At 70.9% G+C, this 20,362-nt stretch carries 22 protein-coding genes and 1 pseudogene; 9 read left to right on the plus strand and 14 right to left on the minus strand.

The genetic code is table 11. The annotated features are described in order from the left end of the window. The first annotated feature begins 11 nt into the window (after positions 1-11). From trhA to G7071_RS00945, 3 genes are all read left to right on the plus strand, one after another. Positions 12-734, plus strand: a complete 723-nt coding sequence (gene trhA, locus G7071_RS00935) for a PAQR family membrane homeostasis protein TrhA (protein WP_166313836.1) — start codon at positions 12-14, stop codon at positions 732-734. Positions 735-806: 72 nt separating this feature from the next. Continuing rightward, positions 807-1,871 (plus strand): FUSC family protein, encoded by a 1,065-nt coding sequence (locus tag G7071_RS00940; protein WP_166313838.1) that lies wholly within the window; start codon positions 807-809, stop codon positions 1,869-1,871. Between the two features lie 48 nt (positions 1,872-1,919). Further along, positions 1,920-2,897: a YihY/virulence factor BrkB family protein gene (locus tag G7071_RS00945; protein WP_166313840.1), complete on the plus strand. Its 978-nt coding sequence runs from the start codon at positions 1,920-1,922 to the stop codon at positions 2,895-2,897. A 1-nt stretch (position 2,898) separates the two neighbouring features. On the opposite strand, the gene G7071_RS00950 is transcribed toward G7071_RS00945, so the two are convergent. The 5 genes and pseudogenes from G7071_RS00950 to mca form a co-directional block, all read right to left on the minus strand. Next, positions 2,899-4,944, minus strand: a complete 2,046-nt coding sequence (locus G7071_RS00950; protein WP_166313842.1) for an iron ABC transporter permease — start codon at positions 4,942-4,944, stop codon at positions 2,899-2,901. Positions 4,945-4,971: 27 nt separating this feature from the next. Further along, positions 4,972-5,991, minus strand: a complete 1,020-nt coding sequence (locus G7071_RS00955) for an ABC transporter substrate-binding protein (RefSeq protein WP_166313844.1) — start codon at positions 5,989-5,991, stop codon at positions 4,972-4,974. A 9-nt stretch (positions 5,992-6,000) separates the two neighbouring features. Beyond that, on the minus strand, positions 6,001-6,840 hold the full coding sequence (locus G7071_RS00960) for an ABC transporter ATP-binding protein (protein ID WP_166313846.1): 840 nt from the start codon (positions 6,838-6,840) through the stop codon (positions 6,001-6,003). An 87-nt stretch (positions 6,841-6,927) separates the two neighbouring features. Beyond that, positions 6,928-7,167 (minus strand): hypothetical protein, encoded by a 240-nt coding sequence (locus tag G7071_RS00965; RefSeq protein ID WP_166313848.1) that lies wholly within the window; start codon positions 7,165-7,167, stop codon positions 6,928-6,930. 12 nt (positions 7,168-7,179) lie between these two features. Then, positions 7,180-8,093: pseudogene (mca, locus tag G7071_RS00970) on the minus strand (mycothiol conjugate amidase Mca). Positions 8,094-8,224: 131 nt separating this feature from the next. On the opposite strand from mca, the gene G7071_RS00975 reads away from it, so the two are divergent. Together G7071_RS00975 and greA are read left to right on the plus strand one after the other, a co-directional pair. After that, a complete protein-coding gene (locus G7071_RS00975) occupies positions 8,225-8,527 on the plus strand; it encodes a DUF4307 domain-containing protein (RefSeq protein WP_246210279.1) in 303 nt (100 codons plus the stop codon). A 147-nt stretch (positions 8,528-8,674) separates the two neighbouring features. Beyond that, positions 8,675-9,172, plus strand: coding sequence for a transcription elongation factor GreA (greA, locus tag G7071_RS00980; protein WP_166313850.1), 498 nt, complete (start codon positions 8,675-8,677; stop codon positions 9,170-9,172). A 7-nt stretch (positions 9,173-9,179) separates the two neighbouring features. Here greA and ilvA read toward each other — a convergent pair whose 3' ends face one another. The 5 genes from ilvA to G7071_RS01005 are packed head-to-tail and all read right to left on the minus strand — an operon-like array spanning position 9,180 to position 14,706. Next, a complete protein-coding gene (gene ilvA / locus G7071_RS00985) occupies positions 9,180-10,415 on the minus strand; it encodes a threonine ammonia-lyase (protein ID WP_166313852.1) in 1,236 nt (411 codons plus the stop codon). Continuing rightward, complete coding sequence (locus G7071_RS00990; protein WP_166313854.1) at positions 10,408-11,772, minus strand: AI-2E family transporter; 1,365 nt, start codon at positions 11,770-11,772, stop codon at positions 10,408-10,410. The genes ilvA and G7071_RS00990 overlap by 8 nt, the downstream gene beginning before the upstream one ends. A 9-nt stretch (positions 11,773-11,781) precedes the next feature. After that, positions 11,782-13,179, minus strand: coding sequence for a glutamate mutase L (locus G7071_RS00995; protein WP_246210286.1), 1,398 nt, complete (start codon positions 13,177-13,179; stop codon positions 11,782-11,784). Between the two features lies 1 nt (position 13,180). Beyond that, positions 13,181-13,537 carry a YidH family protein gene (locus G7071_RS01000; protein WP_166313858.1) on the minus strand — a complete coding sequence of 119 codons (357 nt, stop codon included), beginning with the start codon at positions 13,535-13,537 and terminating at the stop codon, positions 13,181-13,183. After that, positions 13,534-14,706: a cystathionine gamma-synthase gene (locus G7071_RS01005; protein WP_166313860.1), complete on the minus strand. Its 1,173-nt coding sequence runs from the start codon at positions 14,704-14,706 to the stop codon at positions 13,534-13,536. Before G7071_RS01005 ends, G7071_RS01000 begins: the two co-directional genes overlap by 4 nt. 50 nt (positions 14,707-14,756) lie before the next feature. On the opposite strand from G7071_RS01005, the gene msrA reads away from it, so the two are divergent. After that, positions 14,757-15,428, plus strand: a complete 672-nt coding sequence (gene msrA / locus G7071_RS01010; RefSeq protein WP_166313862.1) for a peptide-methionine (S)-S-oxide reductase MsrA — start codon at positions 14,757-14,759, stop codon at positions 15,426-15,428. Between the two features lie 34 nt (positions 15,429-15,462). Here msrA and G7071_RS01015 read toward each other — a convergent pair whose 3' ends face one another. Further along, positions 15,463-16,539 carry a saccharopine dehydrogenase gene (locus G7071_RS01015; protein ID WP_166313864.1) on the minus strand — a complete coding sequence of 359 codons (1,077 nt, stop codon included), beginning with the start codon at positions 16,537-16,539 and terminating at the stop codon, positions 15,463-15,465. Between the two features lie 222 nt (positions 16,540-16,761). Between G7071_RS01015 and G7071_RS01020 the strand changes: the two genes are divergently transcribed. Next, complete coding sequence (locus G7071_RS01020; RefSeq protein ID WP_206062864.1) at positions 16,762-17,532, plus strand: ANTAR domain-containing protein; 771 nt, start codon at positions 16,762-16,764, stop codon at positions 17,530-17,532. Next, positions 17,529-18,281 carry a GAF and ANTAR domain-containing protein gene (locus G7071_RS01025; RefSeq protein WP_206062865.1) on the plus strand — a complete coding sequence of 251 codons (753 nt, stop codon included), beginning with the start codon at positions 17,529-17,531 and terminating at the stop codon, positions 18,279-18,281. The genes G7071_RS01020 and G7071_RS01025 overlap by 4 nt, the downstream gene beginning before the upstream one ends. Before the next feature lie 105 nt (positions 18,282-18,386). On the opposite strand, the gene G7071_RS01030 is transcribed toward G7071_RS01025, so the two are convergent. Continuing rightward, complete coding sequence (locus tag G7071_RS01030; RefSeq protein ID WP_166313866.1) at positions 18,387-18,944, minus strand: hypothetical protein; 558 nt, start codon at positions 18,942-18,944, stop codon at positions 18,387-18,389. Between the two features lie 135 nt (positions 18,945-19,079). Between G7071_RS01030 and G7071_RS01035 the strand changes: the two genes are divergently transcribed. Next, a complete protein-coding gene (locus tag G7071_RS01035; protein WP_166313868.1) occupies positions 19,080-19,592 on the plus strand; it encodes a metallophosphoesterase family protein in 513 nt (170 codons plus the stop codon). On the opposite strand, the gene G7071_RS01040 is transcribed toward G7071_RS01035, so the two are convergent. Both G7071_RS01040 and G7071_RS01045 read right to left on the minus strand, forming a co-directional pair. Continuing rightward, positions 19,573-20,052 (minus strand): hypothetical protein, encoded by a 480-nt coding sequence (locus tag G7071_RS01040; protein ID WP_166313870.1) that lies wholly within the window; start codon positions 20,050-20,052, stop codon positions 19,573-19,575. The genes G7071_RS01035 and G7071_RS01040 overlap by 20 nt on opposite strands. Continuing rightward, the gene (locus G7071_RS01045; protein WP_166313872.1) at positions 20,049-20,333 is read right to left on the minus strand and encodes a DUF1905 domain-containing protein; all 285 of its coding nucleotides are present in this window, start codon (positions 20,331-20,333) and stop codon (positions 20,049-20,051) included. The genes G7071_RS01040 and G7071_RS01045 overlap by 4 nt, the downstream gene beginning before the upstream one ends. Positions 20,334-20,362 lie beyond the last annotated feature (29 nt).

Consider the following 20,362-nt stretch of genomic DNA (forward strand, 5'->3'; position numbering starts at 1 on the left):
AGTTGGGTCCAATGAACGACGTCCTTCGCCATCGCCTCGACGACTTCTCCGAGCGCATCGAAGAGGTCATCGCCGAGGCCAAGCCGCACCTTCGAGGCTGGCTGCACCTCGGCACGGCACCCCTGGCCCTCGCTGCCGGGATCGTGCTGGTCCTGTTGTCGCCCACGACCATGACCCGCACCGGGTCGGCCGTGTTCACGGGTACCGCGCTGGTGCTGTTCACGGTCTCGGCCATCTATCACCGCGGCGACTGGTCGCCCAGGGCCCATGGCCGGCTCCGCCGCTTCGACCACTCCAACATCTTCTTGCTCATCGCCGGGTCCTGCACCCCGTTCGCGCTGCTGCTGCTCGAGGGCAACGACCGGTTGACGATGCTCGCGGTGATGTGGGGCGGTGCGATCTTCGGGGTGTTGATGAAGGTGCTCTGGACGGGTGCACCCCGCTGGATATCGGCCCCGGTCTACATGGCGCTCGGCTGGGCGCCGGTCTTCTTCTTCGGTGACTTCGTCAGCGGCGCCATGAGTCGCTACGACTCCACGACCGGCACCGCCGTCCTCGTGCTCGTCGCCGTCGGCGGCGGGCTCTACACCCTCGGCGGCATCGTCTACGGCGCCAAGCGACCCAACCCCTGGCCGCGCTGGTTCGGCTTCCACGAGGTGTTCCACACGTTCACGATCCTGGCGTTCGTGACGCACTACGTCGGCGTCTCGCTGGCGACCTACGCACTGCGCTGACCCTCCCTGCCGCCTCGGGCCGACGCGAGCCCCGCCCGGTCCCTTCGAGGTCTTCTCCGTATCGTCGATCGGATGAGGGAGACCCTGAGGGAGAAGACCAGACGCAGGCTGAGAGACCCGATCTGGTGGAACGACCTGCTCCAGCTCGCCAAGACCGCCCTGGCCGCGGTCGTCGCCTGGGTGATCGCGGCCAACGTGCTGGACCTGCAACAACCCTTCCTTGCGCCGTGGTCGGCGCTGCTGGTCGTCCACGCCACCGTCTACCGCACGTTCTCCCGTGGGCTGCGACAGGTTGCCGCGACGGTGCTGGCGGTGCTGCTCGCGGCCCTCGTCGGCGAGGTGATGGGGCTGGACACGGCGGCGGTCGCCGTGCTGCTGGTCCTCGGTCTCGTGATCGGTGCGCTGCCCTGGTTCGGGGCCGAGGCCACGACGATCGCCACCACGGGCCTGGTCGTGCTCACGACGGGGTTCAGCGACGACACCGTGCTGCTGTCAAGACTGCTCGACACTGCGATCGGCGTTGCAGTCGGCCTGCTCGTCAACCTCCTCGTCTGGCCGCCCCTGCGGCAACGCACAGCCGCCCTGGCCCTGGACAAGATCGACGACAGCATCGGCGAGCTGCTCGTCGACATGGCCGACGGTCTCCGCGACACCTGCACGCCCGAGGACATCGTCGGGTGGATCGACCGCGCTCGTGACCTCGAGGACGATGTCGACCATTCGTGGGGACTCGTCCGACAGGCGCAGGAGAGCGCACGTTGGAACCCGCGACCTGCCGCAGGGCCGGTGCGAGATCCGCAGGACTGGCGCGCCCTGCTCCACCGACTGGAACAGGCGATCGCCGAGATCCGCAGCATGGGACACACGCTCGGTGGTCAACAGGCGCACCGGGAGGCCTGGGGTGATTTCTTCGCCGTGCCCTGGACCCAGATGTTGCGCGACACGGGTCGCGCAGCCCTGGATGCGGACCCCGCGGCCATCCTCGTGGTGCGCAGCCGCCTGCAAGGCCTCAGCGATGAGCTGCGAGCCACCGAACGTTCGCCCGAGTGGCCCATCTATGGAGCCTTGATCATCAACCTGCGCAACATCATCGACGTGATGGACGAGGTCGCCGCGGCCAACCCGCTCGGCCAGTAGTCACTCCCGGTGCAGCAGGGTGACCGGGACCGAACCTAGGGTGCGGGCATGACGACCGCGCGCACCGTCCCCGTCACCACCGAGATGGACGGTGACGAGCTCGACGCCCTGGACGCCTGGCGCCTCGCCCGCAAGCACGGTCTGGTCAAGATCTTCGTGGAGTCCTTCGTCCGGTTCCGCTATGGCGACGGCTTCACCAACTCCCGCGCCCTCGCCCTCCAGACCTGCCTGGCGGTCGTGCCGTTCCTCCTCGCGCTGACCGGCCTGGCGGCCGACCTGGACGAGGAGCGACCCGCGCGAGTCGTGGCCCACGTCGTCGACTCCCTGTCCCCCGGCACCGGCGACAGCGACGCCCTGACGTCGGCGGTGGAGAAGTCGGACGAGGCGGAAAAGGCCGGCGAGGTGGCCCTCGTCTTCGGCCTCGGCTTCGCGCTGCTCTCGATGACCACCGCCATGGCACAGATCGAGCGGGGTGCGAACCGGATCTATGGCATCCGTCGCGACCGGAAGGCGCTGGCCAAGTATGGCCGCGCGGCCGTGCTGACCGCGGTCCTGGCCCTGCCCGTCGGGACCGGCTTCTTGATGATCGTGGGCGGCGCCGCGTTCGGCGAGTCGATGGCCGAGAGCTATGGGTGGTCGGACGGCGCGGTCACGTGGTGGAACGTGCTCCGCTGGCCGATCGGCCTCACGCTGCTGGTCGTGGCCATCGCGCTGGTGCTGGACCACGCACCGCGGCGGCGGCAGCCCTCGATGACCTGGCTGGCCCTGGGCTCGGGGATCGCGGTCGTCCTGAGCGCCGTGGCCACGGTCGGGCTCGCGCTCTACGTCTCGCTGAGCGCCTCGTTCGGCAGTGTCTACGGGCCTCTGGCCGGCATCTTCGCCCTGCTGCTGTGGGCGCTGCTGTCCTCGATCGCGCTGTTCTTCGGCACGGCGGTCTGCGCCCAGCTGGAGGCGCTGCGCGCCGGCGACACCCACCCCGTCCTCGCGGACCCCGGCCAGCCGCACGCCCGCAGGGTGGAGAGCTGACTCAGGCCCGCGAGCGGGACAACAGCCAGACGAAGTAGGGCGCACCGATCAGGGCGACCACCAGCCCGGCCGGGACCTGGGCCGGCGCGATCGCCGTACGCCCGATGGTGTCGGCGACCCCGAGGAGCAGCATCCCGAGGAGTACGGCGACCGGCACCGTTCGGGCGTGACGACCGCCCACGAGCGCCTTCGCCGCGTGCGGGGCGACCAGGCCCACGAAGCCGACCACCCCGACCGCGGCGACGCTCGCCGCGGCCAGCAGGGCCGCCACCGTCAGCACCGCCAGCCGGACGCGCTCGTGCCTCATCCCGACGAGCCGCGGCGTGTCCTCGTCGAGCGCCAGCAGGTCGAGGTCGCGGCGCAGGAGCAGCGCGATCGGCAGGGCGGCGAGCAGCGCGACGGCGACCGGCACGACCTGGTCCCAGCTTCGTCCGTAGGTCGTGCCGGACAGGAACGTGTAGATCGTCGGGGTGTCCCAGGGATTGGCGCGGAGCAGGAGGAAGGTCGTGGCTGCCGCGGAGCCGAACCAGAAGCCGATGCCGACGAGCACCAGCCGATCGGCGTCGAGACCGGATCGCCACGACAGGGCGTAGACGAGCCCGAAGGCCACCAGCGCGCCCACCGTGGCGCACAGGAGCGTGACAGTGCTGCCGCCATCCAGCACCGTCGACGCCAGGACCGCTCCGAGGCCGGCCCCTCCGGTGATCCCGAGCAGGCCGGGCTCCGCCAGCGGGTTGCGGCACGACGACTGCACGAGGGCCCCCGACAGAGCCAGCGCGCCGCCGGCGAGCAGGGCAGCGGCGATCCGGGGGCTGCGCTCGTCGAGGGCGAAGCGGACCAGTGGCGCCCCCTCGCCGCGGGCCCAGAGGAGCACGTCGCCCAGCTTGAGCCAGGTGCTCCCGGCGAGCAGGCCGACAACGGCGACCGCCGCCGTGGCCACCACGAGCAGCACCATCGCCCCGACGACGCGGCGGGTGCTGCGCATGTCCGCCCGGCTGCCCGGGGGACGTCGGGTGGGGCCGGAGTCCCGGCCCCGGCGCGCCAGCACCACCAGCACGACGGCCCCGACCAACGTGGTCGTGACGCCGGTCGGGATCGCGATGGCGTCGTCGGCGCCCAGGACCCCGCGAAGCACCGCGTCCGCCAGCACCACGAGGAGCGCGCCGACCAGCCCCGCGGCCGGGAGGGTGACACCGTGCTTGAGCAGGGCCGGGACGAAGCGACCCACCAGCCGGGTGAGCACCGGGGCGCACAACCCGACGAAGCCGATGGGTCCGGCGAGCGTCACGGCGCTCGCAGTCAGCACGACCGCCAGCACCGTGCCGATCGCCCGCGTCGAGCGCACCCGCACGCCCAGGACCGCCGCCGTGTCGTCGCCCAGGCCGAGCAGGTCGAGCTGGCGCGACAGCAGCACGCCGAGACCGGTCGCGACCACGACGAGGGGCGCCAGCTGCTGGAACGTGCCGAGGCCGAGCTGGCTGAGCGACCCGCTCCCCCAGGCGAAGAGACCGGTGGTCTCCTGCGCGAAGAGGATGAGCAGGGTGGAGGTGGCCGCCTGCAGCGCCATGGCGACCGCCGAGCCACCCAGGATCAGCCGCGTCGTCGACGCCCCCGCGCCGCCGGCGAGGGCCAGCACCAGGCCGGCCGCCAGGAGGCCACCGACGAAGGCGACGACGCCGGAGGCCCACAACGGGACCGACAGCCCGAAGGCGGCCACGGCCGTCACTGCGAGATACGCCCCACCGGTCACGCCCAGGGTGTCGGGCGAGGCCAGGGCGTTGCGCGCCAGCGACTGGAACAGCGCACCCGCGACGCCAAGGGCGAAGCCGACCGTGACCCCGGCCGCCAGACGCGGCACCCGCGAGCCCCACAGGATGTCGCGGGCCTCCTGCGAGGTCGCGTCACCCCCGGCCCGGGCGAGCACGTCACCCAGGCCCAGGCCGGAGGTGCCCTGGGTGAGGTGCCAGCCGGCACTCAGCACCAGGGCAGCCCCCAGCAGGAGCAGCGTCGCCGCGGGTCGGCGCGCGAGCTGCACGGTGTCGCTCATCGGTGCTCTCGTTCGGTCGCTGTCAGGTCAGTCGGTCAGCAGGTCGACGTACGCCTCGACCGCCTGCTGTGCCGAACGGGGTCCCCCGAACGTCCAGGTGCCTGCCGGGAACGCGTGGACGCGACCCTCACGGACCGCCGGGAAGGACTCGAAGATCGCGTTCTTCTCCATCTCGACCACGAAGTCGCCTGCGGGGTCGACCGTGCCGGTGTGGAAGAAGGTCGCGTCCTTGACCTCGGCCAGGCCCTCGATGTCGGTCTGGCCGAGCCCATAGGCCTCGTCGACCTTGCCGTCCCAGACGTTGGTGAGGCCGATCGACTCACCGAGCTCCCCCATCAGCGACCCCTGGCCGAAGGGCCGCAGGGCGACGTTGCCGCCCTGGATCCAGCCGTCGAAGTAGACGAAGTCGGTGTCCTCGACGTCGGCCAGCGCCTCGGTCGCCTCGGCGAGGCTCGCCTCGAGCTCCGCCACGACGGCCTCGGCCCGCTCCTCGCGGCCGGTCGCCGCGGCGATCAGCTCGAACGTGTCGGTCATGTTCCTGATCGGGTCCTCGGCGTCGGCGCCCCTGGTCGCCAGGACGGGCACGTCGTACTTCTCGAGCTGCTTGATGATCGCGTCGTCGGGCGTGTAGGCCTCGATGATCACCAGGTCGGGGTTGGCGCCGAAGAGGGCGTCGAGGTTGGGCTCCCCGCGGGTGCCGACGTCGGTGACGCCCTCGGGCAGCTCCTCGGCGGTGTTCCAGGTGGCGTAGCCCTCGGCGTCCGCGACGGCCACGGGCGCGACGCAGAGAGTGAGCACGTCCTCGGTCTGCTGCCACTCCAGGACGGCCACCCGCTCCGCGGGCTTCTCCAGCTCGACCTCACGGCCGAAGGAGTCGGTCAGGCTGACGGGCTCCGTCGACGTCTCGGTGTCGTCGGTGCACTCCTTCGACGAGGCAGCGGGCGCGGCCTCGCTGCCGGCGACCTCGCTCGCCTCGGTGGTGCCGCAGGCGGTCAGGGCGGCGAGCAGGGTGACAGGGGCCAGCACGGCCTTGGTCAGGGACAACATGAGCGTTCCTCACTGGTGGTGGTGATGGGTGTGACGCGGGGTGCGTCGGTGGTGCCTGCCCTGGGGCTCGATCCGCACGGTCCCGGTCTCCGGGTCGAGCGTCGTGTCGATGGACAGGCCGTAGACGTCCGAGAGGTGCTCGCCGGTGAGCACCTCGGCCGGGGCGCCTGCCGCGCGCAGCCGGCCGTCGTGCATCAGCACGACGTGGTCGGCCACGAGGGCGGTGTGGTTGAGGTCGTGCAGGACGACCCCGAGAGCTGTGCCGTGGTCGTCGGCGAGGTCGCGCAGCAGGTCGAGCGTCTCCACCTGGTAGCGCAGGTCGAGGTGGTTGGTCGGCTCGTCGAGGAGCACGACACCCGTGTCCTGGGCCAGGCAGGTCGCCAGCCAGACGCGCTGCAGCTCACCGCCGGAGAGCTGGTCGACCGCACGGTCGGCCATCGCCGTGATGCCGGTGACGGCCATCGCGCGGTCGATGGCGGCGTGGTCGGCCCCGCGGAGCCCGTCGAAGCGGCGACGGTGCGGGTGGCGCCCGAACGCGACCACGTCCCTGACCTGGAGGCCGGACGGGTGGGGACGCGACTGGGACAGGAGGGTGACGCGGCGGGCGAAGTCGCGCGCCGACAGTGGGGCGACGTCCTCCACGTCCCCCAGCCCGTCACGCAGGCCGACCCTGCCGGTGACGGGACGGTGCAGGCGCGCCAGCGACCTCAGCACCGTCGACTTGCCGCTGCCGTTGGGGCCGATGAGGGCGGTCACCATTCCCGGACGCAGCTGCACGGAGACGCCGTGCACCACGGTGGTGTCCTGGTAGCCCAGGACGAGGTCGTCGCCGATGAGGGTCTGTGTCACATGGGTAAGGTTAGCCTTACCTAATTTACTCGGTCGCGGGGGTGGTTGTGCTACCCGAGAACTACCCCGCGAAGCGCACCCCGGGGATCAGGTCGTCGAGTCGTGATCGGGTCGCTTGGGCTCGTCGCCATACGCCCCCGCGTCCTTGGCCGCCTCGGCCTTGCGCAGGTGCTTGACCAGGCTGAAGCCCAGGACGGCGACCGCGACGGCCAGCAGCAGGAAGATGATCAGGGCCGTCCACCCGGCCTTGACGTCCTCGGGCGCGGGGCCCTCCTCGACTGCGGCCAGGAGCAGGGCGACGCTTGAGCCGTGCGTGTAGGCGAACATGCAGCCAGTGTCTCAGGCAGGGTCGGCGTCGCTCGGCCGGGGGATGCCGGCGAACAGGTCGTCCTCGGGCAGCTGCGACTCGACGTGGCTGACGACGAGCTCGAAGTCCTCGGTGGGCCACACGGCGGCCTGGATCTCACGGGGGATGGAGAAGAACCAGCCGTCGGGATCGATCTGGGTCGCGTGGGCCAGCAGGGCCTGGTCGCGCACCCCGAAGAACTCCGAGCACGGCACCTTGGTGGTGACGCGGGCGTCCCAGTCGGGCCGCTCGGGCCAGTCGGCGAGACGCTCGGCCCAGGGCGACTCGAGGTCGTGGGCCAGCATCGCCTCGTGCAGCGCGACGGCCTTCGGTCGGCTGTGTCCGTGCTGGTAGTAGAGCTTCAGCGGCTGCCACGGCTCCCCCGCGTCGGGATAGCGCTCCGGGTCGCCGGCCGCGTGGAAGGCCTCGACGGAGATCTTGTGGCACATGATGTGGTCGGGGTGCGGATAGCCCCCTTCTCGTCATAGGTCGTCAGGACGTGCGGACGGAACTCACGGATCAGGCGCACCAGTGGCTCGGCGCCGACCTCGACGTCGATCAGGCCGAAGCAGCCCTCGGGCAGCGGCGGCAACGGATCGCCCTCGGGCCAGCCGGAGTCGATGAAGCCGAGCCAGTCCTGTCGGACGCCGAGGATGTCGCGGGCCCGCTCCATCTCCTGGCGCCGGACCTCGGTGATGTTCGCCGCGATGTCGGGGCGGTCCATCTTGGGGTTGAGGATCGAGCCGCGCTCACCCCCCGTGCAGGTGACGACGTGGACGTCGACCCCCTGGGAGACATACATCGCGGTGGACGCGGCGCCCTTGCTCGACTCGTCGTCGGGGTGGGCGTGCACGTGCATGAGGCGAAAGCCGCGGCGCGGCTCGTCGGCGGGGGCGGGCTGCGACATGGCCCTGAGTCTAGGTTCTCTACGCTGGGCACTGTGACCGAGCCGGCAGCCCCCACCTCGCGCAGAGGTATGGCGCTGCGCCGCCCTGGCGCCGCAGGGCCCTGACCGCGCTGACCGTCCTGCTGGCGGCCGTGTTCCTCAGCTGGGTCGCGTGGGTGGCCTGGAGCCACGGCACCCCGGATGCCGAGTCCGCCATGGTCGGGTTCGACGTGGCGAGCGACAGCTCCGCGACGGCCCAGGTCGACGTCCAGCTCGAAACCGGCGTCGAGGCCACCTGCAAGGTGCGAGCGTTCGCGGAGGACCACACGATCGTCGGGGAGGTCTCGTTCACCCCTGAGGAGGGTCGCAACGAGGTCACCGTGCGGACCGAGCGCCGCGCCAACACCGTCGAGCTTGTGGGCTGCGTCACCTCGGATCAGCAGCGTCCCCGCTGACTTGCTAACCTGAGCACCTGCCACCCGGCAGCGCCGGCCCTCTGCGGCCGCGAGCGCCCGCCGAAGCCCATGGGCAGGACCACACCACCACCACGTGGATGCGATGTCGCATTCAGATGTTGTATTCACAAGTAGGAGCACACCGACATGACTCAGGACGCCGGCACCATCTGGCTCACGCAGGATGCCTTCGACAAGCTCACGAACGAGCTCGAGGACCTCAAGGGCCCCCGCCGCGCCGAGATCATCGAGAAGATCTCGGCTGCGCGTGACGAGGGCGACCTGAAGGAGAACAGCGGCTATCACGCCGCGAAGGACGAGCAGGGCAAGCAGGAGGCCCGGATCCGTCAGCTCGAGGACATGCTGCGGCGCGCCGAGGTCGGCGAGACGCCGCCCAACGACGGCGTCGTGGAGCCGGGCATGGTCGTCACCGTGCGCCTGACCGACTTCGACGAGGAGGAGAAGTTCCTCCTCGGCGCGCGCGAGAACCTCGCCGAGGGTGACAAGCTCGACGTCTATTCGCCGCAGTCGGCCATGGGTGCCGCCATCAACGGGCACAGCAAGGGCGAGACCGTCACCTACGCCGCACCCACGGGCAAGGACGTCACCGTCGAGATCCTCGACGCCGAGCCCTACCGCGCCTGACCGTCGTCTATTCGTAGACGGTGTAGCCGGCCGCACGCAGCTGGGCCATCACCTTGCCCGCGTGCACCTCGCCGCGCGTCTCCAGCTGGATCCGCACCTCGACCTCGTTGAGGTGGAGGGTGGGCGAGATGCGCTCGTGGGCGACCTCGAGCACGTTGGCGCCCGCCGACCCGACCTGCGCGAGCAGCCCCGCCAGCCCGCCGGGCAGGTCGGGGATGACGACGCGCAGATAGAGGAAGCGTCCACCGGCGGCCAGGCCGTGGCGGATGACCTTGCTCAGCAGCAGCGGGTCGATGTTGCCGCCGGAGAGCACGGCGACCGTGGGGGCCTCGAAGTGGCTCGGTGAGTCCAGGATCGCAGCGACGGCTGCGGCCCCGGCCGGCTCGACGATCATCTTGGCGCGCTCGACCAGCGCCAGCAGCGCCCGGGAGAGCGACTCCTCGGAGACCGTCCGGATCTCGTCGACGTGGTCGCGCACCGCAGCGAAGGTGATGTCGCCGGGGCGACCGACCGCGATCCCGTCGGCCATCGTGTTCATCGACGACAGCGCCACGGGCGCGCCGGCGCGCAGCGAGTCGGGGAAGGCGGCGGCACCCTCAGCCTGGACACCGATCACGCGGACCTCGGGACGCCCCTCGGCGCGGGCGCGCAGCTTGATCGCCACGGCCATCCCGGCCAGCAGTCCGCCGCCGCCGGTCGGCACGATCAAGGTGCGGACGTCGGGCTCCTGCTCGAGGACCTCGAGCCCCGCGGTCCCTTGCCCGGCGACGATGTCGACGTGGTCGAAGGGGTGGATCAGCACGGCACCGGTCTCCTCGGCGAACCTCTTCGCCTCGTCCAGCGCGTCCTCGAGATAACGCCCGTGGAAGCGGACGTCGGCGCCATACCCCCGCGTCGCCTTCTCCTTGGGGATCGGCGCGCCCTCGGGCATGAAGACCGTCGACCTGATCCCGAGCGTGGTGGCCGCGAGCGCCACGCCCTGGGCGTGGTTGCCCGCGCTGGCGGCGACGACACCGGCGGCACGCTCATCCGCCGAGAGCCGCGAGATGCGGACGTAGGCGCCGCGGATCTTGAAGGACCCTGTGCGCTGGAGGTTCTCGCACTTCAGGCTGACCGGCCCGTCGACCAGGGCCGAGAGCCAGCGCGACTCCTCCATCGGGGTGCGAACCGCGATCTCGTCGACGAGGCTGCGAGCGTCCTCGATGTCGGCCAGCGTCACGCCGAGGGGTCCGGCCTCAGTCACGGGGGTTCCTCTCGGGCTCGTCCTGCTGGAAGTCCGGTTCGACGTCGTCGACTTCTTCGTCGGTGATCAACGGGGTGTCGTAGTGCTCGGGCTCGACCTCCTGGGCCAGGTGGTTGGCCACGGCGTTGGCCGCCGCGACGAGGGGTACGGCGATGAGTGCTCCGGCGATGCCCGCCACCAGCACGCCGCAGCCGATCGCGATGATCACCCCGAGTGGGTGCACCGAGACGAAGCGCCCCATCAGGAACGGCTGGAGGATGTGGCCCTCGATCTGCTGGACCAGGATCACCCCGCCCAGCATCAGCAGTGCGGTGATCGGCCCCTGGTCGACGAGCGCGACGAGGATCGCGACGCTGCCCGCGACGGTCGCGCCGACCATCGGGACGAAGGCGCCGAGGAACACCAGGACACCGAGCGCCAGCACGAACGGGACGCCGAGCAGCGCTGCCACCACCATCACGCCGATCGCGTCTGCGAGGGCGACGAGCACGGTGGCGCGGACGAACTGCTCGAGCGAGACCCATGCCACGCGACCGCAGCCGTCGACGTGTGCCCGGGCGGCGCGCGGGGCCAGCTGCACCAACCACGCCCAGATGCGGCCGCCGTCGGCGAGGAAGAAGTAGGTCGCGAAGATGACGATGAAGAACCCGGCCAGGACGTGGCCGACGGCCGTGCCCACCTCGGTCACCTGGGTGAGGGCGCCGCCCTCGCGGGAGTTCTCGGTGATCGCCTTCTGCGTGGACTCGATCCAGCCGTCGAGCTGGCCCTGGCTGAGGTTGAGGGGCCCCTGCCGCAGCCAGTTCTTGACCTCACCCAGGCCGGCGACCACCGAGTCGGCGAGGTCCTGGGCGCCGGCGGCGACCTGCTGGCCGACATAGGTCAGCAGCAGCACGACGGTGGTGAGCCCGAACAGCATCACGATCGCGGCCGCGAGCGCACGAGGCAGCCCGATCCTCTGCAGAAGCGTCACGCCCGGCCCGGCGAGCGCTGCCAGGAGCAGGGAGATCGCCAGCGGCAGCGTGACGACCGCGAGGCGCGCCAGCACGAGGGCGAGCACATAGACGGCCCCGCCGATGATGAGCATCCGCCACGACCAGGCAGCTGCGAGGTCGAGCCCCCACGGCACCTGGGCCCGGCTGAAGTTGCTCGTCCCCGTCGAGATCTGGATGGGCGCGGGGCGTCGTTCGGCGCGCAGCGCCGCCCACTGCTGCACCAGCTGCGACGTCCGGCGTTCGCGATGACCGGCGGCCCCCGCACTGTCCCCGACCGGGGCCACGGCCCTGCTGGTCGGGGCGAGCGCGTCGGCTCCGCCGCCACGCTGGCGCCCTGCGGATCCCTCCGCGTCTTCGTCCCTCACGCCTGCAGGCTACTCATGGCCGACCCGACGCTCGCGCAGGCCCGTGAGCAGCCGATGGGCCGTCTCCGGGTGGTCGGCGGCGAGCAGCCCCGCGGCGGCCAGCACGTAGTCGTGGTCGACGACGATCCTGGGCGCACGTGGCAGCTGCCAACCCCCGTCGTGCTGGCCCGTCGCGGGGAGCAGCATGCGCCGTACGGCATCCGGCTCGCCGTGGCGCAGGACCCCGCCCGAGCCGACCAGGAGCTCGACCTCGCGCAGGTCCTTGCCGGTGCGCTCGACCACCCGACCCTCGGGGCTGAGCACGACCTTGCTGCGGCCGGCGTGTCGCTTGAGGGCGACCTCGATCGCTGCCGCTGCGATGGCCTCGTCGACCGCGCGCCCGTCAGCGTCGTCGGGCAGGAACCCGGGATCGGCGTGCCGGCGCTCGGCGGCGGAGGTCAGGTGGTCGAGCTGCCCGGCGGCGACGGTGGTGACAGCCGACCAGCGCATCCCGAGGTCGCCCTCGACCGTCCGCGTGACGGGAGTGGTGGCCACCACCTCGCGCGAGAGACCCGCGCCGACCTCCGGGTCGAGCTCGACGACGCTGTGGACGTCGGTGGTGGCGCCGCCGACGTCGACCACGACCACGTCGCCGGCGCCCGCGCGGGCCTCGTCCAGACCGCGGGCGAGGAGCTCGACGCCGGTCAGGACGACGTCCGGCGTCGCGCCGCGGACCATCGCGACGAAGTCGGCGCGCTTGCTCAGGTGCTTGCCGCCGATCACATGGGCCAGGAACATCTCCCGGATCGCGGCGCGGGCCGAGTCGGGAGCCAGGACACCGATCTGCGGCACCACGTTGTCGGCCAGGACGTATGGCGTCTGCGACTCCTCGAGGGCAGCGGCGACCCGTGCGCGGGACTCGACGTCCCCGGCGACGACGACCGGACCCGGCCACCGTGCGGCGGCGAGGAAGTCGGCGTCGCCGACGAGCTGTGCACTGTTGCCGCCGTCGGTGCCGCCGACGAGGAGCAGGACGTCAGGCGCAGCCGCCCGCAGCTCGCCGTGGCGATCCGCGTCCAGGCCGCCGGACAGCACCGCGACGACCTTGCCGCCGCTGCTGAGCGCGACCCGGCGACCGGCCTCGGCGGTCACCAGCTCCTCGTTGCCGACCACGGCGATCCGCAGCCCCCCGCCCGCGCTCGAGCAGGCGAGCACCTCGGCGTCCCGGGCCCGCGGGTCCTGCTCCGCCAGCTGTGCCAGGCAGGCGTCGTAGCCGTCGAGGACGTCGCCGGTCCCGTCGGCGGCCGGCAGGGTCGTGGGGTGGTCGGCGCGGGCGACGAGGTCTCCGCGCTCGACGTCGACCAGGACCGCCTTGGTGAAGGTCGAGCCGAAGTCGACGCAGACGACAACCGGGCTCGGGCGGCGCACGTCACGCATCCAGGACCACCGACGCGGCGCCGATCAGGGCTGCGAGAAGGACCGAACAGCTCATGACGACCACCACGACCCCGGTCGTCGGCAGCGACTCACCGGAGCGGATGGCTCGATCCGCCCGGCGGAAGTGCGAATAACCCGCGATCACCGCGAACGAACCAGCCACCAGGAGCACCAGGGAGAGGGCGGTCGTTGCCGCGGAGTCGGCCAGCAGGTGGAAGACAGCCACACCGCCTCCCACCAGTCCGATGGCCGTGCGGACCCAGGCCAGGAAGGTGCGCTCGTTCGCCAAGGTGAAGCGGATGTCGGGCTCGATCGCCTCCGGCACGTCGTCCGGTTGCAGGTGGCTCACGCGAGCGCGCGGTCGAGGTCTGCGAGCAGGTCCTCGATCGTCTCGATGCCGACGCTGAGCCGGATCAGGTCCGCCGGGACCTCCAGGTCGGTGCCCGCGACGCTCGCGTGCGTCATCCGGCCCGGGTGCTCGATCAGCGACTCGACCCCGCCGAGCGACTCACCGAGGGTGAAGACCTCCGCCCTGGCGCAGACGTCGAGGGCGTGCTGCTCACCACCGGTGACCCGGAAGCTGACGATGCCACCGAAGCGCTTCATCTGCCTGGCCGCGATCTCGTGGCCTGCGTGGGAGGCGAGACCGGGATAGATGACCTCGGCGACCTTGGCGTGCCCGGTGAGGAACTCCACGACCTTCTCGGCGTTGTCGCAGTGGCGGTCCATCCGCACCCCCAGCGTCTTCAGGCCCCGGTGGGTGAGGAAGGCGTCGAAGGGGCCGGCGACGGCGCCCATGGAGTTCTGGTGGAAGGCGATCTTGTCGGCGATCTCCAGGTCGCGGACGACGAGCGCGCCGCCGACCACGTCGGAGTGGCCGCCGACATACTTCGTCGTCGAGTGGACCACGACGTCGGCCCCCAGGACGAGCGGCTGCTGGAGGTAGGGCGAGGCGAAGGTGTTGTCGACGACGAGCAGTGCGCCCGCGTCGTGGGCGACCGCAGCCAGCGCCTCGATGTCGCCGATGGTGAGCATCGGGTTGGTGGGCGTCTCCACCCATACCAGCTTGGTCCGGCCCGGCACGATCGCCGCCTGCATGGCCTCGACGTCCGAGACTGCGGCGGGCGTGTGGTCGAGCCCCCAGACCTTGGCCACCTTGTCGAAGAGGCGGAACGTGCCGCCATACGCGTCGTCGGGGATCACCGCGTGGTCACCGGGCCCGGTCAGCGAGCGGATCAGGGTGTCCTCGGCGGCCAGCCCGCTGGCGAAGGCGAACCCGCGCTCGCCCTGCTCGACGGCGGCCAGGGCGCCCTCGAGCGCGGTGCGGGTCGGGTTGGCCGAGCGGCTGTACTCGTAGCCGCCGCGCATCCCGCCGACACCGTCCTGCTTGTAGGTGCTCGTCGCATAGATGGGCGGGATCACCGCACCGGTCATCTCGTCCGGCTCGAAGCCCGCATGGATCGCACGCGTCTCGAAGCCGGCCTTGTCGGTGTGTTCGTTGTTGGTCGACTGGGTCACGGATCGACACTAGACCCAGTGCTCCTTGGGTCGCCGGGGAGACTGGAGCCATGTTCGGACTCGGCAAGCCCTCCACCCTCCCCTCCGCCGACGAGGCACTGCCCGGGCGGTCCTCCCAGCCCTGGACCCTCGGCGAGCACGTCGTCCTCCGGACGCCCGTCGTCACCGACCTCGGTGACGGCGCCGTGCCGGCCGGTCACGAGGTCGCGATCTTCGGCCTCGGCTGCTTCTGGGGCGCCGAGGAGATCTATTGGCAGGTCCCCGGCGTCTGGTCGACGTCGGTGGGCTACGCCGGCGGTCACACCACGCACCCGACGTACGACGAGGTCTGCTCCGGCCGCACCGGGCACACCGAGGCCGTCCGCATCGTCTTCGACCCGGCCGTCGTCTCGTTCGGCGACCTGGTGAAGCGGTTCTTCGAGATCCACGACCCGACCCAGGGGATGCGCCAGGGCAACGACGTCGGCACGCAGTATCGCTCGGCGATCTACTTCACCTCGCCCGAGCAGGAGGCCACGGCGCGCGAGCTGACCAAGGTGTATGCCGACGAGCTGGCCCGCCGTCGGCTCGGCGACGTCACCACCGAGATCCGTCCCGCCGCTCCCCTGCCCGACGGGGTGGCGTACTACTACGCCGAGGACGCGCACCAGCAATACCTGGCGAAGAACCCGTTCGGCTACCGCTGCCACGCCAACACCGGGGTCAAGTTCCCCGAGGTGTGACGGGCGGCCGCCACGTGGCGACGACGGTCGCGACCTAGGAGCCTGCCTCCAGCGCTGCGATCGCCTCGTCGAAGGCCTTGCCGGCCGCTCGCCACGGCCCCGACGGCCCGCCACCCTCGGCGAGACCGAGCAGGTGCGGGACCAGGTCAGCACTGAATCCCTCGCTGGCCTCGCGCGGGAGCAGGGAGGGCAGGTTGTCGATGGCGATGACCTCCAGCGGCGCACTGCCGTGATCCGGGTCGCCGCCGTGCAGTCGCCGGACCGGCTCCTGCCACGTGGTGATCTCGGTGTTCACCGGCAGCATGTTGGTGGGGCCGGTCACGTCGCAGGTCACGTCGGCAAGGACCCGCAGCCGACGCTCGTGGTCGAGGTCCGCCCGCTCCACGAACGGAGCCGTCGGGGTGTGGGTGACCACGCAGTTGACCAGCAGGTCATGGCCGAGGAGCGCCTGCTTGTGCAGGTCGCGCGTCTCCTGGCGGTCCCACCGGGTGATCGGGACGCCCGAGGTCATCAGTGCCCGCTGCGCACCGCGGCCGGATCGCCCACGCGCCCCGGTGACGAGCCCCAGCAGCTGATCGGCCCCGTCCTTGCCGGCCTGCTCCAGCTCCGCGTCGAGCTCGTGCTTGCCCATGGGGGCGAGCGGCGCGTCGAGCCTGCCGGCCAGGTGCAGGACGCCCAGCGCGGCACCGACATATCCGGCCCAGTAGCCGAACGCGACCACTCGCCTGCCGTCGGCGTCGGTGAGGTATTCGATGTCGAGCAACCGACCCCCGCCACGGCGGAACCTCTCCAGGGTCGCCCGGGCGTCCTCCTGCCCCTTGAACGCGTGCGCGAAGTAGATGTGCCGGTGGTGCAGCGACGCCGGCTCGTCGGGGAGCTCCTTGATCCCGAGGACATAGGCGTCGTGGGGCGCCTCTGTCCAGGTGCCCTCACCCACGACGAACGCCCCGGCGGCAGCATACTCCTCGGTCTCGAAGATCCGTTGGGGTGAGTCCTCGACGGTCACCTCGAACCCGGCGTCGAGCAACAGCGGGACGTCGGCGGGCACGACGGGCGCGCGCCGCTCGGTGTCGCGGGACTCGGACCTGATCCACACATGGACGGGCTGCATGCGGCCCAGAATGCCATTGCCGGTCGCCGCCACACCGCTCAGCACGGGTACGGCGGTCGCCCGTCCGGCCGACAGGCGGCTGCGCCGGGCTCCGGACCCAATCGGGGGGCCTGGATCCACACAGGAAGTCCCCGGGCAAGAGGGGTCCCGACCTGCTGACGGGACTACGCTTGTTGCTCCGCTGCCGCCCGGCGGCGTGACCAGCGTGTGAGGATCGACCCCGTGAGTGCTTCGTTGGACGTCATCAAGGCTGAGCTGACCGCCGCGATGACCAACAGCGAGCGCGGAATCGCCGCTGCCGACCAGCTGTGCTCCACCTGCGTCGGCCTGATCGGCGTTGACGGCGCAGCGCTGTCGATGGTCCATGAGGGCTCGTCCACCGGGACGTTCGGATCAAGCAGCGAGGCCAGCCGTCGCCTGGACGAATACCAGTTCACCTTCGGCGAGGGGCCCTGCCTGGATGCCGTGGCCACGCGCGAGACGGTCCTGGTTCCCAACCTCGCCTCGCCGCAGGAACGGCGATGGCCCCTGCTGAAGGGGGCGCTGCTCGACGACGGGGTCCGTGGAGTCTTCGCCATGCCCGTCATGATCATGTCCGTGTGCGTCGGGGCACTGGACCTGTTCCGATCGACCCCTGGGCCGTTGGATCGCGACGCCCTGGCCGGTGCCAAGCTGGCCGCGGAGCTGGCCGCTGCGCCGTTGCTCGACCTGATTGCCGGGGCGGGGGAACTCAGCGCCGACGAGGACTCCATGGTCCGGAGGATGGGGAGCGAACCCGACCACCTGGCCGAGCTCGACCGGGTGGAGATCTACCAGGCGACCGGGATTCTCATCTCGGCCCTCGACGTCGACGCGACCGAGGCACTGGTGCGCCTGCGGGCTCATGCCATCGCTACGGGGCAGACCGCGATCGAGGTCGCGCGGGCCGTCGTCGAGCGCAGGCTCATGCTGGAGCGGGACACCAGCGGCGGTGCGGGAGGTGGCACGAGGTGAGCGAGAATCGGGAACGCGAGATCATCCGCGCCTTCGTGGAGATGTCGAACGAGCTCGTCGATGACTATGACGTCGTCGATGTGCTCAAGCAGCTGACGGATCACTGCGCCCGTCTGCTCGACGTCGCCTCTGCAGGACTGCTCCTGGCTGACGGCCGCGGTGTGTTGCACCTCGCCGCTTCTTCCTCAGATCGAGTTCACCAGCTGGAGGTCTTCCAGCTCCAGCGCGACGAGGGACCCTGCCTGGACTGCTTCCGCGACGGGCACCAGGTGCTGGTCCCTGATCTGGCGGACGAGGAGCAGCGGTGGCCGCAGTTCTCCCGGGCCGCACAGGAGGTGGGCTATCGCTCAGTCCATGCACTCCCCATGGTGCTCACGGGGCACGTCCTGGGGGCGATGGGTCTGTTCGGGGACATGCCAGGCACCCTCGAGGACGATGACCTCGCCCTCGCCCAGGCCCTCCTCCACGTCGCCAGCGTCGCCATCGTCAACGAGCGTTCCGCGACCGACCGCGCAACGGTCAACTCACAGCTGCAACGGGCACTGAGCAGCCGCATCGTCGTCGAACAGGCCAAGGGGGTGATCGCTCACTCGGCGGACCTGGACATGGATCACGCGTTCGCCGTCCTGCGCCGCTACGCGCGTGACCACGGAATCAAGCTCAGCGTCCTGGCAAGCCAGGTGGTCGATCGCGAGCTCAGGAGCGAGGTGCTCGTGCAGCATGCGAGAGCCGTCGCCATACTCCACTGAGCCGGTCCGCCGCGAGCTTGCTGGCCCGCCCACAGCCCGGCGTGCGCACTGACTGTGGACCTGGTGTCACGGAGCGACACCAAGTCCACAGTCAAGCGTTGCCGGCTACTGCGCGACCCAGTCGGTGAAGCTGCGGGGCGCGCGAAGCCAGTCGACCAGCCCCTTGCTCGTGCCGTCGGAACGGGTTCCGGCGACGCGCACGGCCACCCGGACACGCTCGGGTGATCCGAGGGTGGTGGTGGCGACCCGCATCCGGACCTGCTCGTCGGCGAAGTCGAGCGAGAGGTCATAGCTGCCCTTCACCCGTCGGCCCCAGTTGTGCGAACCGAACCCGTCGGTCTTCAGGAGCGTGTAGTCGGTTCCGACGAAGTAGCCGCCGACGAACACATATTCCGGGCCGCGGCGAGCAGGGTCGGTGTCGAGATAGACGGCGCCCGACGAGCCCGATCGGAACGACCTGCGCAGGTTGGTGTGGGTGGTGACGATCCGGATGTCGTCGGTGCCGTGATCGACCTCGACCGAGCGGAGGTCGACACCGTGGTTGATGTCGCGGGGGTCCTTGACCCCGATGGAGTCGGCGTTGGCACTCGGAGCCGTCGCGAGGGAGAAGGCTGCGGCTGGAACGGCCACGAGGGCGACGAGTGCGGCGAAGGTGGAGCGCATGGGACTGTCCGTTCTGGTTTCGTGGTGTCCGCTCCCGGTTCGACAGCGGCACAGACTGAGACGTCTGGGCGCCGGCAAAGGTTCGCCTCGGCCCGAAGTTGTCCAGACAGGTGCACCGCGGCTTCACTGGATCCCATGTCGACCCGGTTGCTCATCCTCGCCGACACCCACCTGCCCAAGCATGCTCGCGACCTGCCGGCCGAGGTATGGCGACATGTCGAGACCGCTGACGTCGTCATCCACGCCGGCGACTGGGTGGACGAGCGCCTGCTGGACGAGCTCGAGACCAGGGCCAGGAGCCTGGTCGGCGTCTGGGGCAACAACGACCACGGCGCCCTGCGCGACCGTCTCCCCGAGGTCGCGAGCGTCGAGATCGAGGGGATCCGCCTCGGGGTCGTGCACGAGACGGGGCAGGCCAAGGGGCGCGAAGAACGCTGCAGCGTCCAGTTCCCCGAGCTCGACGTCCTCGTCTTCGGGCACAGCCACATCCCCTGGGACACCACGACCGCCACCGGTCTGCGGTTGCTCAACCCCGGCTCCCCCACCGACCGCCGCCGCCAGCCCTTCTGCACCTACCTGACGGCGACAGCCGACTCAGGAAGGCTCGGCGACGTGGTGCTGCACCGCGTCACGAAGGCGACGTCGTAGGCCAGTCCAACAGCCCCGACAGCGCGGCCAGCTGGTCCCTGGAGACCCACGACGGGTTGGAGGCCTGCGGCTGCACCAGCACCTCGAGGTCACCGACGCCGGCGGCCCTGATCGCCTCGACGGAGACCCCGTCGGCCAGCAGCTCGACATGGAGCGGCACCTCCAGCTTGCCGACATCCCAGCTCGCCACCTCGCCGAGGATGGCGCGGATCGGGCCGGTCACCCGCCCCAGCCCCCAGATCCCCCGCGCCAGCTGCCGGCCGTCTCCCGAGATCCAGAGGATCGCCGGGTCGTCAGCCGCCATCATCCGGCTTCGGTAGTTGTCCGCCACGCAGAACCTGGTGATCGGCTCGAGGTCCCGGTCGAGGATCGCTGTGGTCACCCCGGGGTTCACCTTCGGCTGGCACTTGATCACCCATGCGCCCAGCGTCTCGGGGTTGATGAGCCTCGGACCGGTCATCGACCGACCTCCACGTGCAGGTCCACCACGTCGCCCAGCGCGACGCCCTCGGCACGACGCACGGCATCCTTGAGCGGGAGGAAGTAGGTCCCCTCTCGCGGGAACATCGACGTGGTGAAGGTGGTCTCCCCCAGCCGCGCGGTCACCGGGACCACCCCCCAGTAGGCCACCTCGGCCTTGACCTCGTCGACCAGGTCGGCCTCGTCCGGGGGCAGCTGGACGAAGTGGTAGGGCGCGGGCCCCCGCCACTCCACGACCTCACCGGCGAACTCGAGCTCCACGACCGCCACGATAGAGCGGTCTCCCGGTG

It is taken from the genome of Nocardioides piscis (genome assembly GCF_011300215.1).
GTDB lineage: Bacteria > Actinomycetota > Actinomycetes > Propionibacteriales > Nocardioidaceae > Nocardioides > Nocardioides piscis.

What these genes read in the sequence shown, in the direction of transcription:
- trhA (WP_166313836.1), top strand. Translation starts at nt 12, where the DNA reads ATGAACGACGTCCTTCGCCATCGCCTCGACGACTTCTCCGAGCGCATC.
- G7071_RS00940 (WP_166313838.1), top strand. Translation starts at nt 807, where the DNA reads ATGAGGGAGACCCTGAGGGAGAAGACCAGACGCAGGCTGAGAGACCCG.
- G7071_RS00945 (WP_166313840.1), top strand. Translation starts at nt 1,920, where the DNA reads ATGACGACCGCGCGCACCGTCCCCGTCACCACCGAGATGGACGGTGAC.
- G7071_RS00950 (WP_166313842.1), bottom strand. Translation starts at nt 4,944, where the DNA reads ATGAGCGACACCGTGCAGCTCGCGCGCCGACCCGCGGCGACGCTGCTC.
- G7071_RS00955 (WP_166313844.1), bottom strand. Translation starts at nt 5,991, where the DNA reads ATGTTGTCCCTGACCAAGGCCGTGCTGGCCCCTGTCACCCTGCTCGCC.
- G7071_RS00965 (WP_166313848.1), bottom strand. Translation starts at nt 7,167, where the DNA reads ATGTTCGCCTACACGCACGGCTCAAGCGTCGCCCTGCTCCTGGCCGCA.
- greA (WP_166313850.1), top strand. Translation starts at nt 8,675, where the DNA reads ATGACTCAGGACGCCGGCACCATCTGGCTCACGCAGGATGCCTTCGAC.
- msrA (WP_166313862.1), top strand. Translation starts at nt 14,757, where the DNA reads ATGTTCGGACTCGGCAAGCCCTCCACCCTCCCCTCCGCCGACGAGGCA.
- G7071_RS01015 (WP_166313864.1), bottom strand. Translation starts at nt 16,539, where the DNA reads ATGCAGCCCGTCCATGTGTGGATCAGGTCCGAGTCCCGCGACACCGAG.
- G7071_RS01030 (WP_166313866.1), bottom strand. Translation starts at nt 18,944, where the DNA reads ATGCGCTCCACCTTCGCCGCACTCGTCGCCCTCGTGGCCGTTCCAGCC.
- G7071_RS01035 (WP_166313868.1), top strand. Translation starts at nt 19,080, where the DNA reads ATGTCGACCCGGTTGCTCATCCTCGCCGACACCCACCTGCCCAAGCAT.
- G7071_RS01040 (WP_166313870.1), bottom strand. Translation starts at nt 20,052, where the DNA reads ATGACCGGTCCGAGGCTCATCAACCCCGAGACGCTGGGCGCATGGGTG.